An 18,808-nucleotide genomic window follows, 5' to 3' on the forward strand; every position below is an offset into this window, starting at 1 on the left:
CGGTGCGTGGGAATCAAGATAGCGGGCGCAGTGCGCCCGCCAGAGCAGAAGCGATCAGGAAACGTGCTGCAGGAATTCGCGCAGGCGCGGGCTGGGCGGATTGTTGATCAGGGCATGCGGTTCCCCGTCTTGTGCAATGCGGCCCTTATCAATAAAGATCAGGCGTGACGCCACCTTTTCGGCAAAGCCGACTTCATGGGTGACGATCACCATGGTCATGCCTTCTTCCGCCAGATCCTGCATCACCTTCAGCACCTCATGGCGCAGTTCCGGATCGAGGGCGGAGGTGGGCTCATCGAACAGCATCATCTTCGGTTTTACCGCCAGCGCGCGGGCGATGGCCACGCGCTGTTGCTGGCCGCCGGAAAGCTCTCCAGGGTAGTGGTGCGCCCGTTCCGCCAGCCCGACTTTTGCCAGCAGCTCGCGCGCCTGCTTCTCCGCTTCAGCCTTTTTGATGCCGCGCACGCGGATAGGGCCAAAGGCGACGTTTTCCAGCGCGGTCAGCTGTGGGAACAGGTAAAACTGCTGGAACACCATGCCGGCTTCCTGGCGGATCAGGCGCTCATCCACTTTCGGATCGTTTACTTTCAGCCCATCGACGATCAGATCGCCGCTGGTGATTTCTTCGAGCTTGTTGATGCAGCGTAGCAGGGTGGATTTCCCCGAACCTGAAGGCCCGATGATGACGACGACTTCGCCCTGGTTAATCTTCAGGTCGATATCATGCAGCACTTTGGTTTGGCCAAAATGTTTAGAGACGTTTTTAAATTCGATCACAGGATTTTCATCCTTCTTTCCAGGCGGCGCAGAATAAAGCTTAGCACCAGGGTAATAATCAGATAGATAACCGCCACGGCGCTCCAGATTTCCAGGGCGCGGAAGTTACCGGCAATAATTTCCTGCCCTTGGCGGGTCAGTTCAGCCACGCCGATCACGATAAACAGTGAGGTGTCTTTAATGCTGATGATCCACTGGTTACCCAGCGGCGGCAGCATGCGGCGCAGTGCCAGCGGCATGATCACGTAGCGGATGGTTTCGCGGCGTGACAGGCCGAGCGCCAGCCCGGCTTCGCGAAAACCCTTATGGATAGACAGCACGGCGCCGCGGGTGATTTCGGCGATATAGGCGCCGGAGTTGATCATGATGGTGACCACCGCCGCGCTAAAAGGATCGATCCGCAAATCCGTAAACGCCATCGGCAGGGCGAAGTAGATAAACATCACCTGCACCACAATCGGCGTACCGCGGATAACTTCGATAAAGACCAACGCAATATGGTTGCTGATCCAACCGCCGTAGGTGCGTGCAAAGCCGGCGATAAGGCCGATGATAAGGCCGCCAACCAGACCGAGGACAGAAATCCACAGGGTCATTTTGGCGCCTTCTAACAGGATTGGGATGGCGGGCCAAATGGCGCTCCAGTCGAACTGCATGGTGTTTTCTCCCAGTGTTCCCAAGGGGAATCAGGTACGACAAAACGTGTCGTGGTTAAATCAGTTGGCCGCGAACAGGGCTGTACGCGTAATAACCGGCCGTTTACGGCACCTTCACGCTGCCGGGGCTGCCGTGTTTGCCGCCGCGCCCAGCAGATTTGCCACCCGAAGGGCCCCCTGGGGGAACCTGCCGGATGGCGGTGGTGACTGCTTGCAAAATCTACGGATGCACGCTTGCGCGTGTTAGCCGTTATTTCGGCTCAACGCCAAACCATTTTTTGTAGATTTCGTTGTAGGTGCCGTTCTCACGCAGGGTTTTCAGCGCGGCATTCACCTTGTCGCGTAATGCATCGCTGCCTTTCGGGAAGGCGATACCGTACTGTTGCGCTTCCAGCGATTCGCCAACCGGTTTGAATTTGCCGGCGCCGGCGGTCTTGATGAAATACAGGATGTTCGGCGTATCGTGCAGCACGGCATCCGCACGGCGAGTGCCTAGCTCCATGTAGGCGTTATCGATATTCGGGAACTGACGCAGGTCTTTGGTCTTGATGTGTTGTTTGGCGTAATCCACGGAGCCGGTGCCGCTCTTCACCGCAACCACTTTGCCGTTCAGATCGTCAATGCTTTTAATGCTGTCGTTGCTGGCGTTCACCATGATCAGCAGACCACTTTTGTAATAACCATCGGAGAAGTCGATGGCCTTTTTACGCTCGTCGGTGATGGTGATGCCGGCCAGCGCCAGGTCAACGTTTTTGGTTTGCAGCGCCGGGATGATACCGCTGAAATCCATGGGTTTTAGGGTGTAATCCAGCTTCAGCTCTTTGGCGATAGCGGCCCACAGGTCGATATCAAAGCCGACGTATTTGTCGCCCTGCTTGAATTCAAAGGGAACGAAGGCGGTGTCGGTTGCGACAACCAGTTTTTCTGCTGCGTGGAGGTTTAAGGCAAAAGCCAGGGAAAGTGTGGCGAGAGTAACTTTAAAAATTGACTTCATGAGCGGTATTTCCTGTACAGGTTGTGGGTGACCCATTTTTTATATTGCAGCCATTGCCATGAAAGATTCGTGCCATGTTTTAATGTTTTATTAAAACAACGGGTTGGAATACGGCATGGTGCAATAACCTTGAATTTTTCCGCAATTGCACCGTTTATGGTCACCAAAATGGTGCATTAATCCATGATGGTGCATGAGAATTATGATTAACTGAATAATGGCGGGAAAACAACCGATAATTAACCATCTTGCCGTAATACAGATAACTAACGCTAACTTTTCTGGCGAAAAAATGTTGCATTTGGTGCAACTGCAGCCGCATGAGCAGCCAGAAATAAAGAAACGCCAGGCGTTGGCGGCGCCTGGCGAGGAGGGAATGCGGGGTTAGCGCAGTTGGCTGTCTTTGCTACCGCGGCGGTTGTACAGGCTGGCCGCCGCCTGCTTTTTGTCTTTTTCACTTTGACAGGCCAGGCAAAAGCGCACGCCTTTTAGCGCCTGGCGGCGTGCGAGTGGAATTTCTTCCCCACATTCCTGGCAATAATGCTCGCTTTCACCCTGCCCAAGAGCATGGCGCGCGCGCTCAACCGCATCTTCTACGGTGGAATCTATTTGATCTTGCACCGCACCGTCAGCTGCCCATCCGCTTGCCATAGTGACCTCTCTTTGTTGCTGTGATACGGATTACTATGGGGTGTTTTTTGTACAATTCAATAGCCATTGACGCAAAAAAACAGGCCGGTGTTACACCCGGCCTGTTTACACACAACATGCTCACTGTTGCTCGTGGGCTGCCTATTTTAAGGCCGCGCACATTTATTCAATATTGGACTCGATGAACCACAGGAACTTGTCCAGATCGCGCGAAGCGGCGGTAAACATGTCGGCGGTATCTTCGTCTTCCACTTCGGTAATGGCTTTACGGATGTCGTTGGCCACGGCACCGTAGCGATCGGCCAGCGCCTTCAGGTGCTCCTGAACCGTATGGATGTTGGTTGGGTAGCTTTTCAGCGGCGTTTTATCATTAACAACTTGTACGGTACCCAGCGCGACGCCACCCAGTTGCACAACGCGTTCTGCGAAGATGTCCTGATGATTGGTGATGGCGGTTCTGAAACCATCCAGCATTTCATGGACACCGATGAAGTTTGCGCCACGCATGTTCCAGTGCGCCTGTTTGGTGATCAACGACAGATCGATGAACTGGATAACCTGTTCATTCAGGGCCTTGATGGTGGCCTGTTTGGTTTTCTCATCCACATCATTGCGCGTGAACAGTAGATCAGAAGATTTCGTTTTCACCAGTTTAGCGGTACTCATATCTGATATCCTCTTGATTAATTGTTGTCATATTTGGCTACGGATCTAAGTATAGCAGCGATATTTTTTTTTGCCGGCGGAGTGTGGCTATCGGATAAATAGGCAGGAACAGGTTGATTATTTTTATTGCCAGAGGTAATTTTTTTTCGAAATTGTAAACCATGCTGATTATTAAAGAGTTATCTATTTACTTGCTTGAGGTTGGTAATTATTCTTAATATCATTTCGCCTAAGAATATTCGCCTGAAAATGCCGCCACGTACAGTCATTTTTATTCATTACATTATTTTCTGGTTTATTCGCAGATAATTCATATTGATAGCACATCTTCGCCTTTATAAAATGTGCTCACCCTGTGAACGGCCTGGCTGAAAAATGAAAATCAACGTCGTTGGAACCAGCGGCAGCGGTAAAAGCACCGTGGCGCGCCAGTTGGCGCAGACGTTTGCCGTGCCCTATATCGAGATGGATCTACTGTTTTGGCGCCCGGCATGGCAGGGCACGCCGGACGAGGAATTTCTGCTCAAGGTTGAGCAAACGCTCGCTGCGGCGCCGATGGGCTGGGTGTTGGATGGTAACTACACCCGGACTAAGCCGATTAAATGGCGCGAGGTGCAATGGGTGGTATGGGTGGATTACGGTTTCTGCCGCACCCTCTGGCAGGCGATACGCCGTGCGCTGCAGCGTTCATGGCGCCATTCCGAGTTGTGGCCACATACCGGCAACCGGGAAAACTTTCGCCGGTCTTTTTTCAGCCGTGATTCCATCATCCTCTGGACGTTAAAAACCTACCGTAAAAACCGAGCTAAATACCTGGCCGATATGCAGGATGCGCGCTATAGCCACATCCGCTTTATCCGTTTGCGTTCCCCGCGCCAGACGGCTGCCTGGCTGCAGACGCTGCCTTAAATATCCGTTATGCAAATATGACGGCATCGTTTTTGCTGAAGCAGCTTCAGCTATTTCAGCAATGCAATTAATAGCGATCGAACGTCTCTTTTTATGCTTGCCGCGGCAAATTTGCATCGATAAGTATGATCCGTATCACGTAAATATTTTTCTGTTCATCGATGTAGCAGAAAAGTGACCCGCCTCGCATTTTCATTTAGCGCGAAAACCTACCTTTATCGAGGACAAAGCTAAAACCATTCAGCTTAAACAGATAAGGAATCATCAATGAAAACGTTTCTTGCAGTCTCAATCGCTCTTTCGCTGGTTTCCGGTTATGCCAGTGCTGAAACTATCGTGTTGACAGATAACGAAAATGGCATTGAACAAGGCAATTGGCAGATCGACAGCCAAAAGCTGAACATCCCCGGCGCCCGCTTCAGCATTGAACAGAAGGTGTTGCACGGCGGCAAGCAAGAGGGCTCGAAAGTGATCACGCTGACCAGCCCGGGGCTAACCATTGCGCTTAGCCCGACACGCGGTATGGACCTGCTGCACGTTAACGGCTCCGGCGTGCGTCTGGGCTGGGATTCCCCGGTGACGGATGTGGTTAACCCGGCCTATATCAACCTGGAAAGCCGCGGCGGCCTGGGCTGGCTGGATGGTTTCAATGAAATGGTGGTGCGCTGCGGCTATGAATGGACCGGCCACCCCGGCGTAGAAAACGGGACGCTGTATACGTTGCACGGCCGGGCCGGCAATACGCCGGCATCGAAGGTGGTGGTGGAAATTTCGGAAAAGGCGCCGTATGAAGTCCGTATCCGCGGCTTGCTGAAAGAGAACACCTTCAAGAAAAGCAATCTGGAAACCTGGACTGAGCTGCGGTACGTGCCGGGCGCGCAGTCATTTACCCTTCACGATCGCCTGACTAACCGCGCTGACTACCCGCGCGATTACCAGATTATCTACCACAGCAACTTTGGTACGCCGATCCTCGGTGAGGGCGCAACCTTCAGCGCGCCTATCAAGCAGATCTCGCCTTTCAACGACTATGCCAAAGCCGGGCTGAAAGGCTGGCATACGTATCAGGGGCCAACCAAAGACTTTGATGAGATGGTGTTCAATATCGTGCCGTTGGCCGATGCACAGGGGAAAACGCTGGCGATGCTGAACAACAAACAAGGCGATCGCGGCGTGGCGATTGGCTTTGATACCCATCAACTGCCGGTGCTGACGCTGTGGAAAAACACCGATACCGAACGCCAGGGCTACGTCACCGGGATTGAACCCGGCACCAGCTACGCCTATCCGGTGAAAATAGAGCGTGAGCAGGGGCGTATCAAACAACTGCAGCCGGGGCAAAGCACCGATTTTGAGCTGACCTACACCCTGCTGAAAGATGCTGAACAGGTGAAACAGTATCAGCAAAAAGTAAAAGCGCTGCAGGGCGATCAAGAAGTGAAACTGGTGGAAACGCCGATCGCCGTTGAATAATCCTTCGCTTCGCCGCGTGATGTGATGGCAATGCCGGCTTTTACGCCGGCATTGCTTTGCTAGGAAAGCGGCTCAATCCGCGTTTGGGTTTTGAGCGTCAGGGTGGCGCCAATGGAGGCGATAATAATCGCCGCCAGCGCGGCCCATTGCACCGGCGTTAGGTGTTCGTTCAGGAACACCATGCCGGACAACGCCGCCAGCGCCGGTTCCAGGCTCATCAGGGTGCCGAATGTGCGCGCCGGGATTTTGGGCAAAGCGATGATTTCTAATGAATAGGGCAATGCGGTGGACAGCACGGCGACCGCAAGCGCCAGCGGAAGAATATCCACGTTCAGCAGCGCGCTGCCAGCATGCCAGGCCCCGATGGGGCAAAATACGGCGGCGGCGATCAGCGAGCCAATGGCTGCCGTTCCCGGCCCATGGTTGCCGCCGGCCTTTTGGCCAGAGATAATGTATATCGCCCAACAGGTGCCGGCACCCAAAGCGCAAGCAGCGCCTAACGGATCGATAGCGCCCACGTTATGGCCCAGCGGCAGCAGAAACCCCAACCCGGTAACGGCCAACATCACCCAGATAAAATCGACCGGGCGGCGGGATGAGCACATGGCCAGCGTCAGTGGGCCGGTGAATTCCAGCGCGACGGCGATCCCCAGCGGCACTGTGCGTAGTGAAAGGTAAAACAGATAGTTCATCGCCCCCAACGACAGGCCATAAATCAGCAGCGGCAGGCGGTTGCCCACGCTTAGCCGCATGCGCCAGGGGCGGAAGATGATAAACATGATCAGCGTGCCGATACTTAGGCGCAGGGTGGTGATCCCTTCGGCGCCGACTAGCGGGAACAGGCTTTTCGCCAGTGAGGCGCCCACCTGGGTGGATACAATGGCAATCAGCAAGCCGCATATGGGCAACAATGTGGCGGGGGTGTTGGTGCTCACGAGGATGGCATCCCTTTTATCCTTATTAAGCGTCCTTCGTATCATTCCGGCTTCAGGAAAGCAATTCGTAAATAAGTGTATGTCAGTGTAAATGTGCGGGGGATATATCGCTGTGAAAAGTTCGTGAAGAAGCAGAACTGACGGGGGTTTCCGCCATTTAGCATAAAAAAAGCACAGGTTATTCGGATTTATCTGGATATTAAAACCGTGATTTTCGTCATAAAAGCTTCTACAATCCGCGTGGAAATCAAGCAAAAATAGAGAGATACACTATTCTTGAAACCTCCTGTTACACGATATTAAGTGTTAGACACTTAATTATTGGCGGAGTTTCGCTCTGTTTTTTGTTATATTTTCAACTGAAGTTACAAGGTTGTATTAAATAAAAAAACGAGTTTGAGGTGGTTATGAAAAAAATTGCATGTCTTTCCGCAGTAGCAGCATGTGTATTAGCAATGAGCGCAGGCAGTGCCTTTGCTGGCGAAAGCACCGTATCTGCCGGTTATGCGCAAGGCGATTTTCAGGGCGTAGCCAACAAAGCTAACGGCTTCAACCTGAAATACCGTTATGAATTCGACAACAGCCCGGTTGGCGTGATTGGTTCCTTCACCCACCTGGAAAAAGACCGTTCCGAATTCGGCCAATACAAAAAATCACAGTATGACTCGATCACTGCCGGCCCGGCTTACCGTTTCAATGACTGGGCGAGCATCTATGGTGTGATCGGTGTTGGTTACGGCAAAAACGTAAACAACGCGCAGGATGGTTCTGACCGTGCTGGCAACAGCGACTATGGCTTCAGCTATGGCGCTGGTATGCAATTCAACCCAATTCAGGACGTGGCGCTGGACGTTGGCTATGAACAAAGCCGTATCCGTAGCGTTGACGTAGGTACCTGGAACGTAGGCGTAGGTTACCGCTTCTAAGTTCCGGTTCCCTGGCGTTGGGCCACGGGATCCCAGAGAATATTAATGCCAGTCAGTTACGCTGACTGGCATTTTTTCGTTATAACGGCCGGGGGTTCTTTGCTATACCACCAGCCACAGCAACCAGGTAAAGACAAACCCACACAGCCCAAGCACCGTGGTCAGCACCGTCCAGGTCTTCAACCCATCCGCCACCGAAAGCCCCAGATACTTGGTCACGATCCAAAAGCCTGAATCGTTGACGTGTGAAAGCCCCAGCCCGCCAAAACAAATGGACAGCGTAATCAACACCAGCTGAATCGGGTTCAGCCCAATCACGGCTTCAGACAGCAGCCCGCCGGTGGTGAGGATCGCCACCGTGGCCGAGCCTTGCGACGCGCGCAGCGCCAGCGAAATAATAAACGCCGCCGGGATCAACGGTAGGCCGAGCGTGTTCAGCACATCAGCCAGCGCTTTCCCCACCCCAGATTCCACCAGTACCTTGCCGAAAACCCCGCCGGCGCCGGTCACCAGAATCACTACGGCGGCCGCCGGCAGCGCGGCGCCCATCACGTCGCTGGTATGTTGCAGGCTCCAGCCGCGGCGGATTGCCAGGAAGTAAAACGCCAGCGCCAGGGCGATCAGTAGCGCGACGGCAGGGGAGCCGAGCAGGGACAACGTATCACGCAGCGGGGAGCCGGCCGCCAGCAGCGTGGACGACAGGGTGCCCAGCATGATAATGGCGATAGGGATGACGATCAGCGCAGAGACCAGGCCGGCCCCCGGCGGGTTGATGCGATCGCTGATAGGCGGCGCACCCTGCGGCGTCGGTTCCGGCGCCGCCAACTGCAGCTGTTCCAGCACTTCGACGGATAACGGGTACTGGGTGCGGTTCATGTATTTGGCAACGTAGTAGCCAATCACGCCGACCGGTATACAAATCGCCGTGCCGATGATGGTCAGCCAGCCGACGTCTGCATTCAGGATCCCGGCCGCGGCGACCGGGCCGGGGTGCGGCGGCAGCGCCACGTGCACCGCCAGCATCACACCGGCCATCGGCAGGCCGAATTTTACCGGCGACACTTTCGCAACTTTGGCAAAGCCGTAGATGATCGGCGCCAGAATGATAAAGCCGACGTCAAAGAACACCGGGATGCCGAGGATAAACGCAGCGATGGTCAGTGCGGCAACGGTATGTTTCGGCCCCATGATTTGGCTGAAACGTTGCGCCAGTGATTCTGCGCCGCCGGATTGCTCGATCATGCGGCCCAGCATGGCGCCCAGGCCGATGATGATCGTCACGGAGCCGAGCACGCCGCCCATGCCGGCGGTCATGACTTTCATTACCTCGCCGGTGGGGATACCGCTGGCCAACGCCACCAGCAGGCTGACCAACAGCAGCGCGACAAACGGCTGTATTCGGGCTTTGATGACCATCAGCAGTAGCAGTGCTACACCAGCGATGGCGATTAACAGTAGCATTGAGGTAGACATAGCATTGCCTTTAATCGGGTAAGAGTCCGGTACCGCGATCGCCCGTTAAGGGCGATACGGAAGGGTGTTTAGTGTTTAACGTCTAATTAGATTATTCGGGGCGGTTACAGATAAGGTTGAACCCAGCCCAGGCCGGCGGTGGTTGCGCCGCGCGGTTTGTACTCACAGCCGATCCACCCCGGGTAGCCGCTGCGATCCAGCAGCTCAAACAGCCAGGGGTAATTCAACTCGCCGTCGTCAGGTTCATTGCGCGCCGGTACTGAGGCAATCTGGATGTGGGCATAGCGCCCGGCCAGGGTTTCAATCAGCCCGCCGATGTTGCCGTCCACTAACTGGGCGTGAAAGAAATCGAACTGAATAAACACGTTCGGGCGATCGATGTCTTGCTGCAATTGGGCGGCCTGGTGCTGGCTGCTGAACAGATAGTTGGGTTTTACTTGCGGGCTTAGCGCTTCAATCAGCACCTTGATGCCGTGGCCGGCAAAGCGATCGGCGGCATAGCGGATATTGCTGATAAAACTATCGTGGTAGCGCGCCCACTCTTCACCTAGCGGCACCACACCGGCCATCACGTGCACGTTCGGGCATTGCAGGGCGATGGCATATTCCAGTGCCCGATCGATATCGGCTTGCGCATCCCGTTCACGGCCGGGCAGCGCCGCCAGCCCCCATTCGCCGGCATGGATATCGCCAGGCGCGGTATTAAACAGCACTTGTTGCAGGCCGTTTTCCCGCAGCTTTTGCGCCAGCAGCGCCGGCGGGTAGTCATAGGGGAACAGGAACTCCACCGCTTTAAAGCCGGCCGCCGCCGCTGCGGCGAAGCGATCCAGAAACGGCAGTTCATTGAACATCATCGATAAGTTGGCAGCAAATTTAGGCATAATCAGCTCCGTAACTCGGCAATTTCAGCGTCGGTTAAATAACGGATTGGGCGGTCACCGAGAGTGAAAATCAGTTTTGCCGCGTCTTCCATCTCTTCAGTATTGTCGGCCGCCGCCCGCAGGCTTGATCCGGTGACCACCGGCCCGTGGTTGGCCAACAAAAATGCGCGATACCGGGGCGCGAGGGCGGCCAGATCGCGCGCCAGGCGCTCATCGCCGGGGCGGTAATAAGGCACCAGCGGTATCTCGCCCACCCGCATCACCACATAGGGCGTAAAAGGCTTGATCACGTTTTGTGGATCTATCCCCTGAAGGCAGGAAAGGGCCGTCAGGTAGGTGCAGTGTAAGTGCACCACGGCTTTACACTGCGGGTTGTTCAGGTACAGCGCCCGGTGGAAGCTGATCTCTTTCGACGGTTTATCGCCGGAGATCCACTCGCCGGCCAGGCTGACTTTCGATAAGCGCTCGGCCTGTAACTCGCCCAGGCAGGAGCCGGTTGGCGTCGCCAATAGCGTGCCGTCGGGCAGCAGCAGCGAAAGGTTGCCCGCGGAACCGGTGGCATAGCCGCGTGCAAAGAAAGACGCGCCAAGGCGCACCATCTCTTCACGCGCCAACTGCTCATCGGATGGCGCGGATTTTTGCGAAAATGTCATACCGGGAACTCCGTTTGCGCCCTGGCGAAAAAGTTTTCATCGCCAAAATTGCCCGATTTCAGGGCCAGTGAGACAGGTTGTTCGATCGCGCGCACCCACGGCACGCCGGGTGAGATGCTTGGGCCGATATGGAAACCGCCGATCCCGAGCGCCTGGGTGACCACGCCGGCGGTTTCGCCCCCGGCGACGATAAAGCGGTTGAAACCGGCCTGCTGTAGCAGTTGCACGGTTTCGGCAAACAGTGCTTCCACGGCGTGGCTGGCGGCATCGGCCCCGTATTGTTGTTGGGTCTGGCGCAGCGTTTCTGGTTCGGCGGTGGCGTAGAGCATCGGCGCCAGCGTATCTGCCGAATGCTGTTGCAGCCAATCGCCGAGCTGGCGCGCATAATCATGGCGCTCGGCGGCGTTGATGCAGCGCGCCACGTCGATGGCTTGCGCCGCGGCCTGTTGGCGGTAATGCGCCACCTGTTTGTTGGTCATGGTGGAGCAGGAGCCGGAGAGCACCACGGCCTTTTTCCCTTGTGGCGCGCCGGCGGCTTGCGCCTGGCGTTGATCCTGCCCGGCATCGGCCCATTGCCGCGCCAGGCCGATGGCCAGGCCGGAACCGCCGGTGACCAGCTTCATCCCTTTCAGCGCTTCCCCCTGGGTTAGCAGGTGCTGTTCATTCAGGGTATCCAGCACCGCATAGCGTACCCCTTCGCCTGCTAAAAGCTGCAGCTTTTCCTGCACCGCCGCCGCACCGCGATCCATCACCGCCGCGTTCACCAGCCCGCAGCGGCCGCTGGCTTGCGCTTCCATTAATTGCAGCAGGTTGCTGTTAGTCATCGGCGTTACCGGGTGGTGGCGCATGCCGGATTCCGACAGCAACTGTTCCATCACGAACAGATATCCCTGATAAACGGTGCGGCCGTTAACCGGTAGCGCCGGGGATATTACCGTCAGGTTCTCGCCCAATGCCTCGAGCAGCGCATCGGTCACCGGGCCGATATTGCCCTGGGCGGTGCTGTCGAAGGTGGAACAGTATTTGAAGTAAAACTGGCGGCAGCCCTGGCGCTGTAGCCAGGCCAGCGCCTGAAGAGACTGCTCAACGGCCTGCGGCGCCGGGCAGGAGCGGGTTTTCAGGCTGATAACCACCGCCTGGGCGCCGGCCGGCGCGCTGCCTTGCGGCACGCCGTTGAGCTGCACCGTCGGCAGGCCATTGTTCACCAGGAAGCTGGCGATGTCGGTGGCACCGGTAAAATCGTCCGCGATAACGCCAAGCAACATTAGCTATTCTCCTGGTTAGACGGCAGTTCAATGCCGGCGAAAATTTTGATCACTGCGCTGTCATCCTCTTTACCGTAGCCGGCGTTGCTGGCCGCGGTAAACATATTGAACGCCGTGGAAGCCAGCGGCAGCGGGAAGTGCAGCGTTTTGGCGGTGTCCGTCACCAGCCCCAGATCCTTAACGAAGATATCGACGGCGGATTTGGGCGTGTAATCGCCTTCCACCACGTGGCGCATGCGGTTTTCGAACATCCAGGAGTTGCCGGCGGCGTTGGTGACGACGTCATACATTACGTCCAGCGGAATGCCGGCGCGTGCCGCCAGCGCCATCGCTTCCGCCCCGGCGGCGATATGCACCCCGGCCAGCAACTGGTGGATGATTTTCACCGTGGCGCCCAGGCCGATTTCCGCGCCAATGCGGTAAACCTTGCCGGCCACCGCATCCAGCACCGGCTGCAACTGCGCGAAGGTGGCTTCCGCGCCGGCCGCCATCACCGTCATCTGGCCTTCGGCGGCTTTGGCCGCGCCGCCCGAAACCGGGGCATCCAGCATGTTCAGCCCCAGCGCTTGCAGTTGGCGCTCAATATCTTTGGCGTCGGCGGCGGAAATGGTGGAAGACACCATGACTGCCGTGGCGGGCTTCAGGCGGGGCGCCAGGCCGTTTTCGCCGAACAGGATTTGTTTTACCTGTGCGGCATTCACCACTAATAGCAGCACGGCATCCAGCTCGGCGGCAAACGCGTCGGCGCTGGTGGCGGCCTGTTTGGCTCCGGCTTGTTGCAGTGTCTTCAGCGCCTGCGGGTTAAGATCGACGCCGTAGGTGGTCAGCCCGGCGCGGATGCAAGACTTGGCCGCACCCATGCCCATTGAACCCAAGCCTATGATGGCTACAGAGTAATGCGTTGATGTTGTCATTGTGCACCTTTGTTAATTTTGGTGATATTTTGTTTTGTTGTGTTAAATATAAGCGTGTTTCCGCCGGGAGTTGGTGATCATTCTCACAAATGTTAACATTGTGTGATAACGAATAGAGGAAGGTAAAAAGAGTGATTTCTGTATCTATTTGTTTATTAAATTATTTAGGGTGATTCGGAGTGGGTTTAGTTTGGTTTATCCGGCGATGAATACTGTTTCGGCACATAATTTGACGTAACATCACAATTATTATCACTGCGGTTAACGAGAGAGAAGACGTGATACCTGTAGAACGCCATCAACAAATCCTGGCGCTGGTCGCGGAACGCGGCGTGATCAGCATAGCGGCGCTGACCGAACGGCTTGGCGTATCCCATATGACCATTCGGCGCGATCTGCAAAAGCTGGAAGCGCAGGGCACGGTGGTGACCGTGTCCGGCGGTGTGCAAGCGGCGGAGCGCGTGGCGATCGAGCCTTCGCATCAGGACAAGGAGGGCATGTTCAGCCAACAGAAAGCCGCTATCGGCCAACTGGCCGCGCGCCAGATCCCGCTGAACAGCTGCGTTTATCTGGATGCAGGCACCACCACGCTGGCGCTGGCAAAACAGCTGGGCGATCGCAGCGATTTAACCGTGGTGACCAATGACTTTGTGATTGCCAGCTACCTGATTGAGTTCAGCCGCTGCCAGATTATTCATACCGGCGGCACCGTCTGCCGCGAGAACCGCTCCTGTGTGGGGGCGGCTGCGGCGCAGGCGCTGCGCAACCTGTTTATCGATCTGGCTTTTATTTCGGCGTCTTCATGGGGGCTACGGGGCCTGTCGACGCCGAGTGAAGACAAAGTGATGGTGAAACAGGCGATCGCCGAGGCCAGCCACCGCCGCATTTTGCTGAGCGATACCTCGAAATACGGCAAAGTCGCCACCTATCTGGCGCTGCCGCTTTCGGTGTTTGATACGGTGATTACCGACGAGCATCTGCCGGAAGCCGCACGGGAAGCGTTAGGGAAAGCCGGCATTGTGCTGATGAGCGCGAAAAGCGAGTAAATTGCCCCAGAGCGCAGGCCGCAACGCGATGCGTCACGGCCTGGCGAGGGCCATTACATGTCCGGGAAGGTCAGAGTATTGCCCGGCGCTTCACGGTGTATGTGCAGGAAGTTCAGGTGTTTTTCGTACTGATCCAGAATGTCGCCAATCACCTGCTCCTTGCTGTAGTCCATCAGATCGTTGCCTTGGGTGCCTTCCATCAGGAAGGTTTCCAGCCGATAGTAGTGTGACTTGCCTGAGCGCGCGCGATAGGTGAAGCCCGGCACCGAGTAACGCTGCGGCCAGATCTGGTAGATAAAGTTCTGTTCTTCGCCCAGATGCACCAGCAGTTCCAGGTGCGGCAAGCGTTCATCCTCGCCGGGCGGCACTTCGGTAAATTCTACTTTGGCGCCGCGCAGTTCCAACTCACGCGCAACATCCTGCATCGCCGGGCGGCAGACGTTATCCAGCATTTTCTGCGTGTACTGCGTGCCGGGGTAATTCATCACGCGTGACAGGCGCTGCTTCCAGTTCAACACTTCATTGTGCGAAGCCGGCGCCGGTGCGGAGGTGTTCAGCGCACTGGCTTTGCGGTAATCCTCGACGCGCAGCGATTTGTACAACCCGGCCATCACGAAGAAGATAACGAAGCTGAACGGCAGGCCCATGATCACCGTGGCATTTTGCAACGCCGAGACGCCGTTGGTCATCAGCATACCGATGGTCAGCAAGCCAATGGCCACCGACCAGAAGATGCGCAACCAGTTCGGCGCATCGTTGTTGATATCGGCCAGGCGCGAGGTGAAGTTGCCCAGCACCAGCGAGCCGGAATCCGCCGAGGTGACGTAGAACAACAGCCCGGTGATGGTGGCGACCGACGCGCTGAAGGTAAAGCCGGGGTACTGCGCCAGCAGGCTATAGAAGCCGCGCTCCGGGAACTGCATCACTTCCTGCGCAAAATCAGCGTTGCCGTGCAATATCTGGTACAGCGCGCTGTTGCCGAAGATGGACAGCCACAGCAGGGTGAATACGAACGGAATGATCAGCGTGCCCACCACGAACTGGCGGATGGTGCGCCCGCGTGAAATACGCGCCAGGAACAGGCCAACGAACGGCGACCATGCCACCCACCATGCCCAGAAGAACAGCGTCCAGTTGTTCATCCACTCCACCGGGCGATCGAAAGCAAAGCTGTTGAGCGTCATGCCCATAAAGCGGTTGATGTAATCGCCGACGTTCAGCACCAGCGCATTGAGCAGGAATTCGGTGTCGCCGAAGAACAGCACAAACAGGATCAGCCCCAACGCCAACAGCACGTTAAGTTCCGACAGAAAACGGATGCCTTTATTGACCCCGGAGGTGACAGAAACGGTGGCCATGATCACGGACAGCAGAATCAGCGCGCCTTGCACAGTCAGGTTTTCCGGCAGATCGAACAGCACCTTCAGGCCGTAGTTGAGCTGCACCACGCCAATCCCCAGAGTGGTGGCAATGCCGAAAATGGTGCCGATCACCGCGGCGATATCCACGCTGTGGCCGATCGGCCCATTGATCCGTTTACCAAAGATCGGGTACAGCGCCGAGCGAATGGTCAGCGGCAGGTTATAGCGGTAGCTGAAATAGCCCAGCGCGATACCCATCAGCGCATACATCGCCCAGCCGGTCAGGCCGTAGTGGAACAGCGTCCATACCATGGCCTGGCGGGCGGCTTCCAGCGTTTGCCCTTGGCCTTCGGGCGGCATCATATATTGCGTGACCGGTTCCGCCACCGAGAAGAACATCAGATCGATACCGATACCGGCGGCAAACAGCATCGCTGCCCAGCTCATCAGGCTGAATTCCGGCTTTGATTGTTCCGGCCCCAGCTTGATCGAACCAAAGCGCGAACCGGCGATCAGGACGACAAACACGATATACAACGTGGCGGCCAATAAGTAATACCAGCCGAAGGTGGTGGACACCCAGTTCAGGGTGCGGACCAGCCAGCGGCCAGAGAAATCGGTGAAGAAAATGGTCATCAGCGAGAAGGCCAGGATCAGCCCCGCAGACGTAAAGAAAACCACAGGATTTAAACGGTCCTGCTGCGGTTTTGAGGAGGTATCGCGTGTTGTCATCGTCTTCCTCTGGTGTTGATAACGGATCGTTCGTACCCACACGGCTGCCGGGGCTGCGCCAATCGGGCAACCTGCGGCAACGTGCAGAAAGAAAGCGGGCGGCAAAAAAGCGAAACGGCGCGCAAGTGCATGCGCGAGTTCCCACAGCGTAGGAACCGGGTTCGTTATTTTATTGCTGCCAACCGGTTAATACCGCAGAAATCTGCAGCGGGGCGGGAAGCGTTTTTCGGCGCTGATTTTGGTCAGATTCGTTAAATACCTCACAAAAATCAGCTACTCCCACAACCAAAAGGTACATTGTTTTAACCTTGTGGTAATAAAATATATGCAATTTTAATTGAACGTTCAATCAAAAAAAAGTTTAATAGGGGTGTGAAATCGGTTTTGTGAGAGGCGAAGCCATGCCCAAGGTAGGAATGCAGCCGATAAGAAGGCAGCAGTTGATTGAAGCCACATTGGCCGCGGTAAACGAAGTGGGAATGCATGACGCCACCATTGCGCAGATTGCGCGGCGGGCGGGCGTTTCCAACGGCATTATTAGCCATTATTTCAAGGATAAGAACGGGTTGCTGGAAGCGACGATGCGCTATTTGATCAGCCATCTCGGCGAAGCGGTCAAACTGCGTTTGCAGGCGCTGGAAGATCACAGCCCCGCGGCGCGGCTGCGGGCGATCGTCGCCGGCAACTTTGACGATACCCAGATCAACAGCGCGGCGATGAAAACCTGGCTGGCCTTTTGGGCCAGCAGCCTGCATCAGCCGCAGCTCAACCGGCTGCAGCAGGTCAACGGCCGGCGGCTGTATTCCAACCTGAGCGCCGAGTTCCAGCACGCTCTGCCAAAAGCGCAGGCGCGGGCGGCGGCCAAAGGGCTGGCGGCGCTGATAGACGGCCTGTGGCTACGCAGCGCCCTGCGCGGCAGCGCGTTTAACCAGGCGCGGGCGATCGCTATCACGACCGAATACATTGACTTTCAGCTGGGGAAAAGCACCCCAGGCTGAGCCAACCAAAGGAGAACCTATGTCCCGTTTTGGCTTACAGAAGCTCTATATCCATGGTGCCTATGTAGACAGTACCGAGGGGAAAACTTTCAACGCCGTCAACCCGGCCAACGGTGAAGTGATTGCCGAAGTCCAGGCCGCTAGCGCTGAAGACGTCGACCGTGCGGTGGTAAGCGCAGCCAGCGGGCAAAAGGTATGGGCGGCAATGCCGGCGATGGCGCGTTCGCGCATTTTGCGCCGCGCGGTGGATATCCTGCGCGAGCGCAATGATGAACTGGCCCAGTTGGAAACCCTCGATACCGGAAAAGCGCTGTCGGAAACGACGGCCGTGGATATCGTTACCGGCGCCGACGTGCTGGAATACTACGCCGGCTTGATCCCGGCGATCGAAGGCCAACAGATCCCGCTGCGCGAATCCTCTTTCGTTTACACCCGCCGTGAACCGCTCGGTGTGGTGGCCGGCATCGGCGCCTGGAACTATCCGATCCAGATCGCGCTGTGGAAATCCGCGCCGGCGCTGGCAGCCGGCAACGCCATGATCTTCAAACCGAGCGAAGTGACTTCGCTGACCGCGCTGAAGCTGGCGGAAATCTACACCGAAGCGGGGCTGCCGGACGGCGTATTCAACGTGGTCACCGGTACCGGCGCCGAGGTGGGGCAGCACCTGACCGATCACCCGGGGATCGCCAAGATCTCCTTCACCGGTGGGGTGAAAACGGGCAAAAAAGTGATGGCTAATGCGTCCGGCTCAACGTTGAAAGAAGTCACCATGGAACTGGGCGGTAAATCGCCGCTGATCGTCTGTGATGATGCCGATCTGGATCGCGCCGCAGACATCGCCATGATGGCTAACTTCTACAGTTCCGGGCAGGTATGCACCAATGGTACGCGTGTGTTCGTGCCCGCGGCGCTGTTGGCCGAGTTTGAAAACAAAATCCTTGAGCGTGTCCAGCGTATCCGCCTGGGCGATCCTAACGATCCGGCGACCAACTTCGGCCCGCTGGTCAGCTTCGCGCATATGGAATCGGTGCTGGGGTTTATTGAAAGCGGGAAGCACAGCGGCGCGCGCCTGCTGTGCGGCGGTGAACGGGTGCTGGAAGGCGCGTTCGCCAAGGGCGCTTTTGTGGCGCCGACGGTATTCAGCGACTGCCGCGACGATATGGAAATTGTGCGTGAAGAGATCTTCGGCCCGGTGATGAGCATTTTGAGCTACCAAAGCGAAGAGGAAGTTATCGCCCGCGCCAACGATACCACCTATGGCCTGGCGGCCGGCGTGGTGACGCGCGATCTGGCGCGCGCCCATCGGGTGATCCACCGCTTGGAAGCCGGTATCTGCTGGATCAATACCTGGGGTGAATCGCCGGCGGAAATGCCGGTCGGCGGTTACAAACATTCCGGCGTCGGGCGTGAAAATGGCCTGGCGACGCTGGAACACTATACGCAAATCAAATCGGTACAGGTGGAGCTGGGCGAGTTTAGCTCGGTGTTCTGACCCTCA

The 18,808-nt window shown here is 56.5% G+C and carries 18 protein-coding genes; 6 read left to right on the forward strand and 12 right to left on the reverse strand.

The window, feature by feature from the left end; genetic code table 11:
- Positions 1-54 precede the first annotated feature (54 nt).
- The 5 genes from glnQ to dps form a co-directional block, all read right to left on the reverse strand.
- Complete coding sequence (gene glnQ, locus ABFX35_RS03220; protein WP_279026746.1) at positions 55-777, reverse strand: glutamine ABC transporter ATP-binding protein GlnQ; 723 nt, start codon at positions 775-777, stop codon at positions 55-57.
- Positions 774-1,433 (reverse strand): glutamine ABC transporter permease GlnP, encoded by a 660-nt coding sequence (glnP, locus tag ABFX35_RS03225; RefSeq protein WP_095845296.1) that lies wholly within the window; start codon positions 1,431-1,433, stop codon positions 774-776. The genes glnQ and glnP overlap by 4 nt, the downstream gene beginning before the upstream one ends.
- A 250-nt stretch (positions 1,434-1,683) precedes the next feature.
- Complete coding sequence (gene glnH / locus ABFX35_RS03230; protein ID WP_279026748.1) at positions 1,684-2,427, reverse strand: glutamine ABC transporter substrate-binding protein GlnH; 744 nt, start codon at positions 2,425-2,427, stop codon at positions 1,684-1,686.
- Between the two features lie 384 nt (positions 2,428-2,811).
- Positions 2,812-3,078, reverse strand: a complete 267-nt coding sequence (locus ABFX35_RS03235) for a DksA/TraR family C4-type zinc finger protein (RefSeq protein WP_095845294.1) — start codon at positions 3,076-3,078, stop codon at positions 2,812-2,814.
- Between the two features lie 162 nt (positions 3,079-3,240).
- A complete protein-coding gene (gene dps, locus ABFX35_RS03240; protein WP_121552914.1) occupies positions 3,241-3,744 on the reverse strand; it encodes a DNA starvation/stationary phase protection protein Dps in 504 nt (167 codons plus the stop codon).
- A 375-nt stretch (positions 3,745-4,119) separates the two neighbouring features.
- On the opposite strand from dps, the gene ABFX35_RS03245 reads away from it, so the two are divergent.
- Positions 4,120-4,653, forward strand: a complete 534-nt coding sequence (locus ABFX35_RS03245; RefSeq protein ID WP_279026749.1) for a P-loop NTPase family protein — start codon at positions 4,120-4,122, stop codon at positions 4,651-4,653.
- Positions 4,654-4,920: 267 nt separating this feature from the next.
- Entirely contained in the window at positions 4,921-6,126 is a 1,206-nt protein-coding gene (locus tag ABFX35_RS03250; RefSeq protein WP_279026750.1) for an aldose 1-epimerase family protein, read from the forward strand.
- 59 nt (positions 6,127-6,185) lie between these two features.
- Here the strand turns inward: ABFX35_RS03250 and rhtA are convergent, their stop codons facing one another.
- Complete coding sequence (gene rhtA, locus ABFX35_RS03255; protein ID WP_279026751.1) at positions 6,186-7,061, reverse strand: threonine/homoserine exporter RhtA; 876 nt, start codon at positions 7,059-7,061, stop codon at positions 6,186-6,188.
- Between the two features lie 407 nt (positions 7,062-7,468).
- Between rhtA and ompX the strand changes: the two genes are divergently transcribed.
- Positions 7,469-7,987, forward strand: coding sequence for an outer membrane protein OmpX (ompX, locus tag ABFX35_RS03260; RefSeq protein ID WP_095845289.1), 519 nt, complete (start codon positions 7,469-7,471; stop codon positions 7,985-7,987).
- A 102-nt stretch (positions 7,988-8,089) separates the two neighbouring features.
- Here ompX and ABFX35_RS03265 read toward each other — a convergent pair whose 3' ends face one another.
- From ABFX35_RS03265 to ltnD, 5 genes are all read right to left on the reverse strand, one after another.
- Positions 8,090-9,460 (reverse strand): GntP family transporter, encoded by a 1,371-nt coding sequence (locus ABFX35_RS03265; protein ID WP_346079130.1) that lies wholly within the window; start codon positions 9,458-9,460, stop codon positions 8,090-8,092.
- Between the two features lie 104 nt (positions 9,461-9,564).
- Positions 9,565-10,341: an HPr family phosphocarrier protein gene (locus tag ABFX35_RS03270; RefSeq protein WP_346079131.1), complete on the reverse strand. Its 777-nt coding sequence runs from the start codon at positions 10,339-10,341 to the stop codon at positions 9,565-9,567.
- A 2-nt stretch (positions 10,342-10,343) separates the two neighbouring features.
- Complete coding sequence (otnC, locus tag ABFX35_RS03275; protein WP_346079133.1) at positions 10,344-10,994, reverse strand: 3-oxo-tetronate 4-phosphate decarboxylase; 651 nt, start codon at positions 10,992-10,994, stop codon at positions 10,344-10,346.
- Positions 10,991-12,259, reverse strand: coding sequence for a 3-oxo-tetronate kinase (gene otnK, locus ABFX35_RS03280; RefSeq protein WP_346079135.1), 1,269 nt, complete (start codon positions 12,257-12,259; stop codon positions 10,991-10,993). The genes otnC and otnK overlap by 4 nt, the downstream gene beginning before the upstream one ends.
- A complete protein-coding gene (gene ltnD, locus ABFX35_RS03285; RefSeq protein ID WP_279026757.1) occupies positions 12,259-13,173 on the reverse strand; it encodes an L-threonate dehydrogenase in 915 nt (304 codons plus the stop codon). The genes otnK and ltnD overlap by 1 nt, the downstream gene beginning before the upstream one ends.
- A 278-nt stretch (positions 13,174-13,451) precedes the next feature.
- On the opposite strand from ltnD, the gene ygbI reads away from it, so the two are divergent.
- Positions 13,452-14,219 carry a DNA-binding transcriptional repressor YgbI gene (ygbI, locus tag ABFX35_RS03290; RefSeq protein ID WP_346079137.1) on the forward strand — a complete coding sequence of 256 codons (768 nt, stop codon included), beginning with the start codon at positions 13,452-13,454 and terminating at the stop codon, positions 14,217-14,219.
- 53 nt (positions 14,220-14,272) lie between these two features.
- Here the strand turns inward: ygbI and ABFX35_RS03295 are convergent, their stop codons facing one another.
- On the reverse strand, positions 14,273-16,312 hold the full coding sequence (locus ABFX35_RS03295) for a choline transporter (protein WP_346079138.1): 2,040 nt from the start codon (positions 16,310-16,312) through the stop codon (positions 14,273-14,275).
- Between the two features lie 401 nt (positions 16,313-16,713).
- Here ABFX35_RS03295 and betI point away from each other — a divergent pair, with 401 nt between their 5' ends.
- Both betI and betB read left to right on the forward strand, forming a co-directional pair.
- Positions 16,714-17,310 (forward strand): transcriptional regulator BetI, encoded by a 597-nt coding sequence (gene betI / locus ABFX35_RS03300; RefSeq protein WP_121525238.1) that lies wholly within the window; start codon positions 16,714-16,716, stop codon positions 17,308-17,310.
- A gap of 19 nt (positions 17,311-17,329) precedes the next feature.
- On the forward strand, positions 17,330-18,802 hold the full coding sequence (gene betB / locus ABFX35_RS03305) for a betaine-aldehyde dehydrogenase (protein WP_346079141.1): 1,473 nt from the start codon (positions 17,330-17,332) through the stop codon (positions 18,800-18,802).
- Positions 18,803-18,808 lie beyond the last annotated feature (6 nt).

The sequence above is a fragment of the Gibbsiella dentisursi genome (genome assembly GCF_039539505.1).
In the GTDB taxonomy this organism is placed as follows: Bacteria; Pseudomonadota; Gammaproteobacteria; order Enterobacterales; family Enterobacteriaceae; genus Gibbsiella; species Gibbsiella quercinecans.

Bases quoted from the DNA above. Each gene is read 5' to 3' on its own strand.
- ltnD (WP_279026757.1), bottom strand. From the start codon at position 13,173: ATGACAACATCAACGCATTACTCTGTAGCCATCATAGGCTTGGGTTCA.
- glnH (WP_279026748.1), bottom strand. From the start codon at position 2,427: ATGAAGTCAATTTTTAAAGTTACTCTCGCCACACTTTCCCTGGCTTTT.
- glnP (WP_095845296.1), bottom strand. From the start codon at position 1,433: ATGCAGTTCGACTGGAGCGCCATTTGGCCCGCCATCCCAATCCTGTTA.
- ompX (WP_095845289.1), top strand. From the start codon at position 7,469: ATGAAAAAAATTGCATGTCTTTCCGCAGTAGCAGCATGTGTATTAGCA.
- otnC (WP_346079133.1), bottom strand. From the start codon at position 10,994: ATGACATTTTCGCAAAAATCCGCGCCATCCGATGAGCAGTTGGCGCGT.
- ABFX35_RS03245 (WP_279026749.1), top strand. From the start codon at position 4,120: ATGAAAATCAACGTCGTTGGAACCAGCGGCAGCGGTAAAAGCACCGTG.
- dps (WP_121552914.1), bottom strand. From the start codon at position 3,744: ATGAGTACCGCTAAACTGGTGAAAACGAAATCTTCTGATCTACTGTTC.
- betI (WP_121525238.1), top strand. From the start codon at position 16,714: ATGCCCAAGGTAGGAATGCAGCCGATAAGAAGGCAGCAGTTGATTGAA.
- otnK (WP_346079135.1), bottom strand. From the start codon at position 12,259: ATGTTGCTTGGCGTTATCGCGGACGATTTTACCGGTGCCACCGACATC.
- ABFX35_RS03235 (WP_095845294.1), bottom strand. From the start codon at position 3,078: ATGGCAAGCGGATGGGCAGCTGACGGTGCGGTGCAAGATCAAATAGAT.
- betB (WP_346079141.1), top strand. From the start codon at position 17,330: ATGTCCCGTTTTGGCTTACAGAAGCTCTATATCCATGGTGCCTATGTA.
- ABFX35_RS03250 (WP_279026750.1), top strand. From the start codon at position 4,921: ATGAAAACGTTTCTTGCAGTCTCAATCGCTCTTTCGCTGGTTTCCGGT.
- ABFX35_RS03270 (WP_346079131.1), bottom strand. From the start codon at position 10,341: ATGCCTAAATTTGCTGCCAACTTATCGATGATGTTCAATGAACTGCCG.
- ABFX35_RS03295 (WP_346079138.1), bottom strand. From the start codon at position 16,312: ATGACAACACGCGATACCTCCTCAAAACCGCAGCAGGACCGTTTAAAT.
- ABFX35_RS03265 (WP_346079130.1), bottom strand. From the start codon at position 9,460: ATGTCTACCTCAATGCTACTGTTAATCGCCATCGCTGGTGTAGCACTG.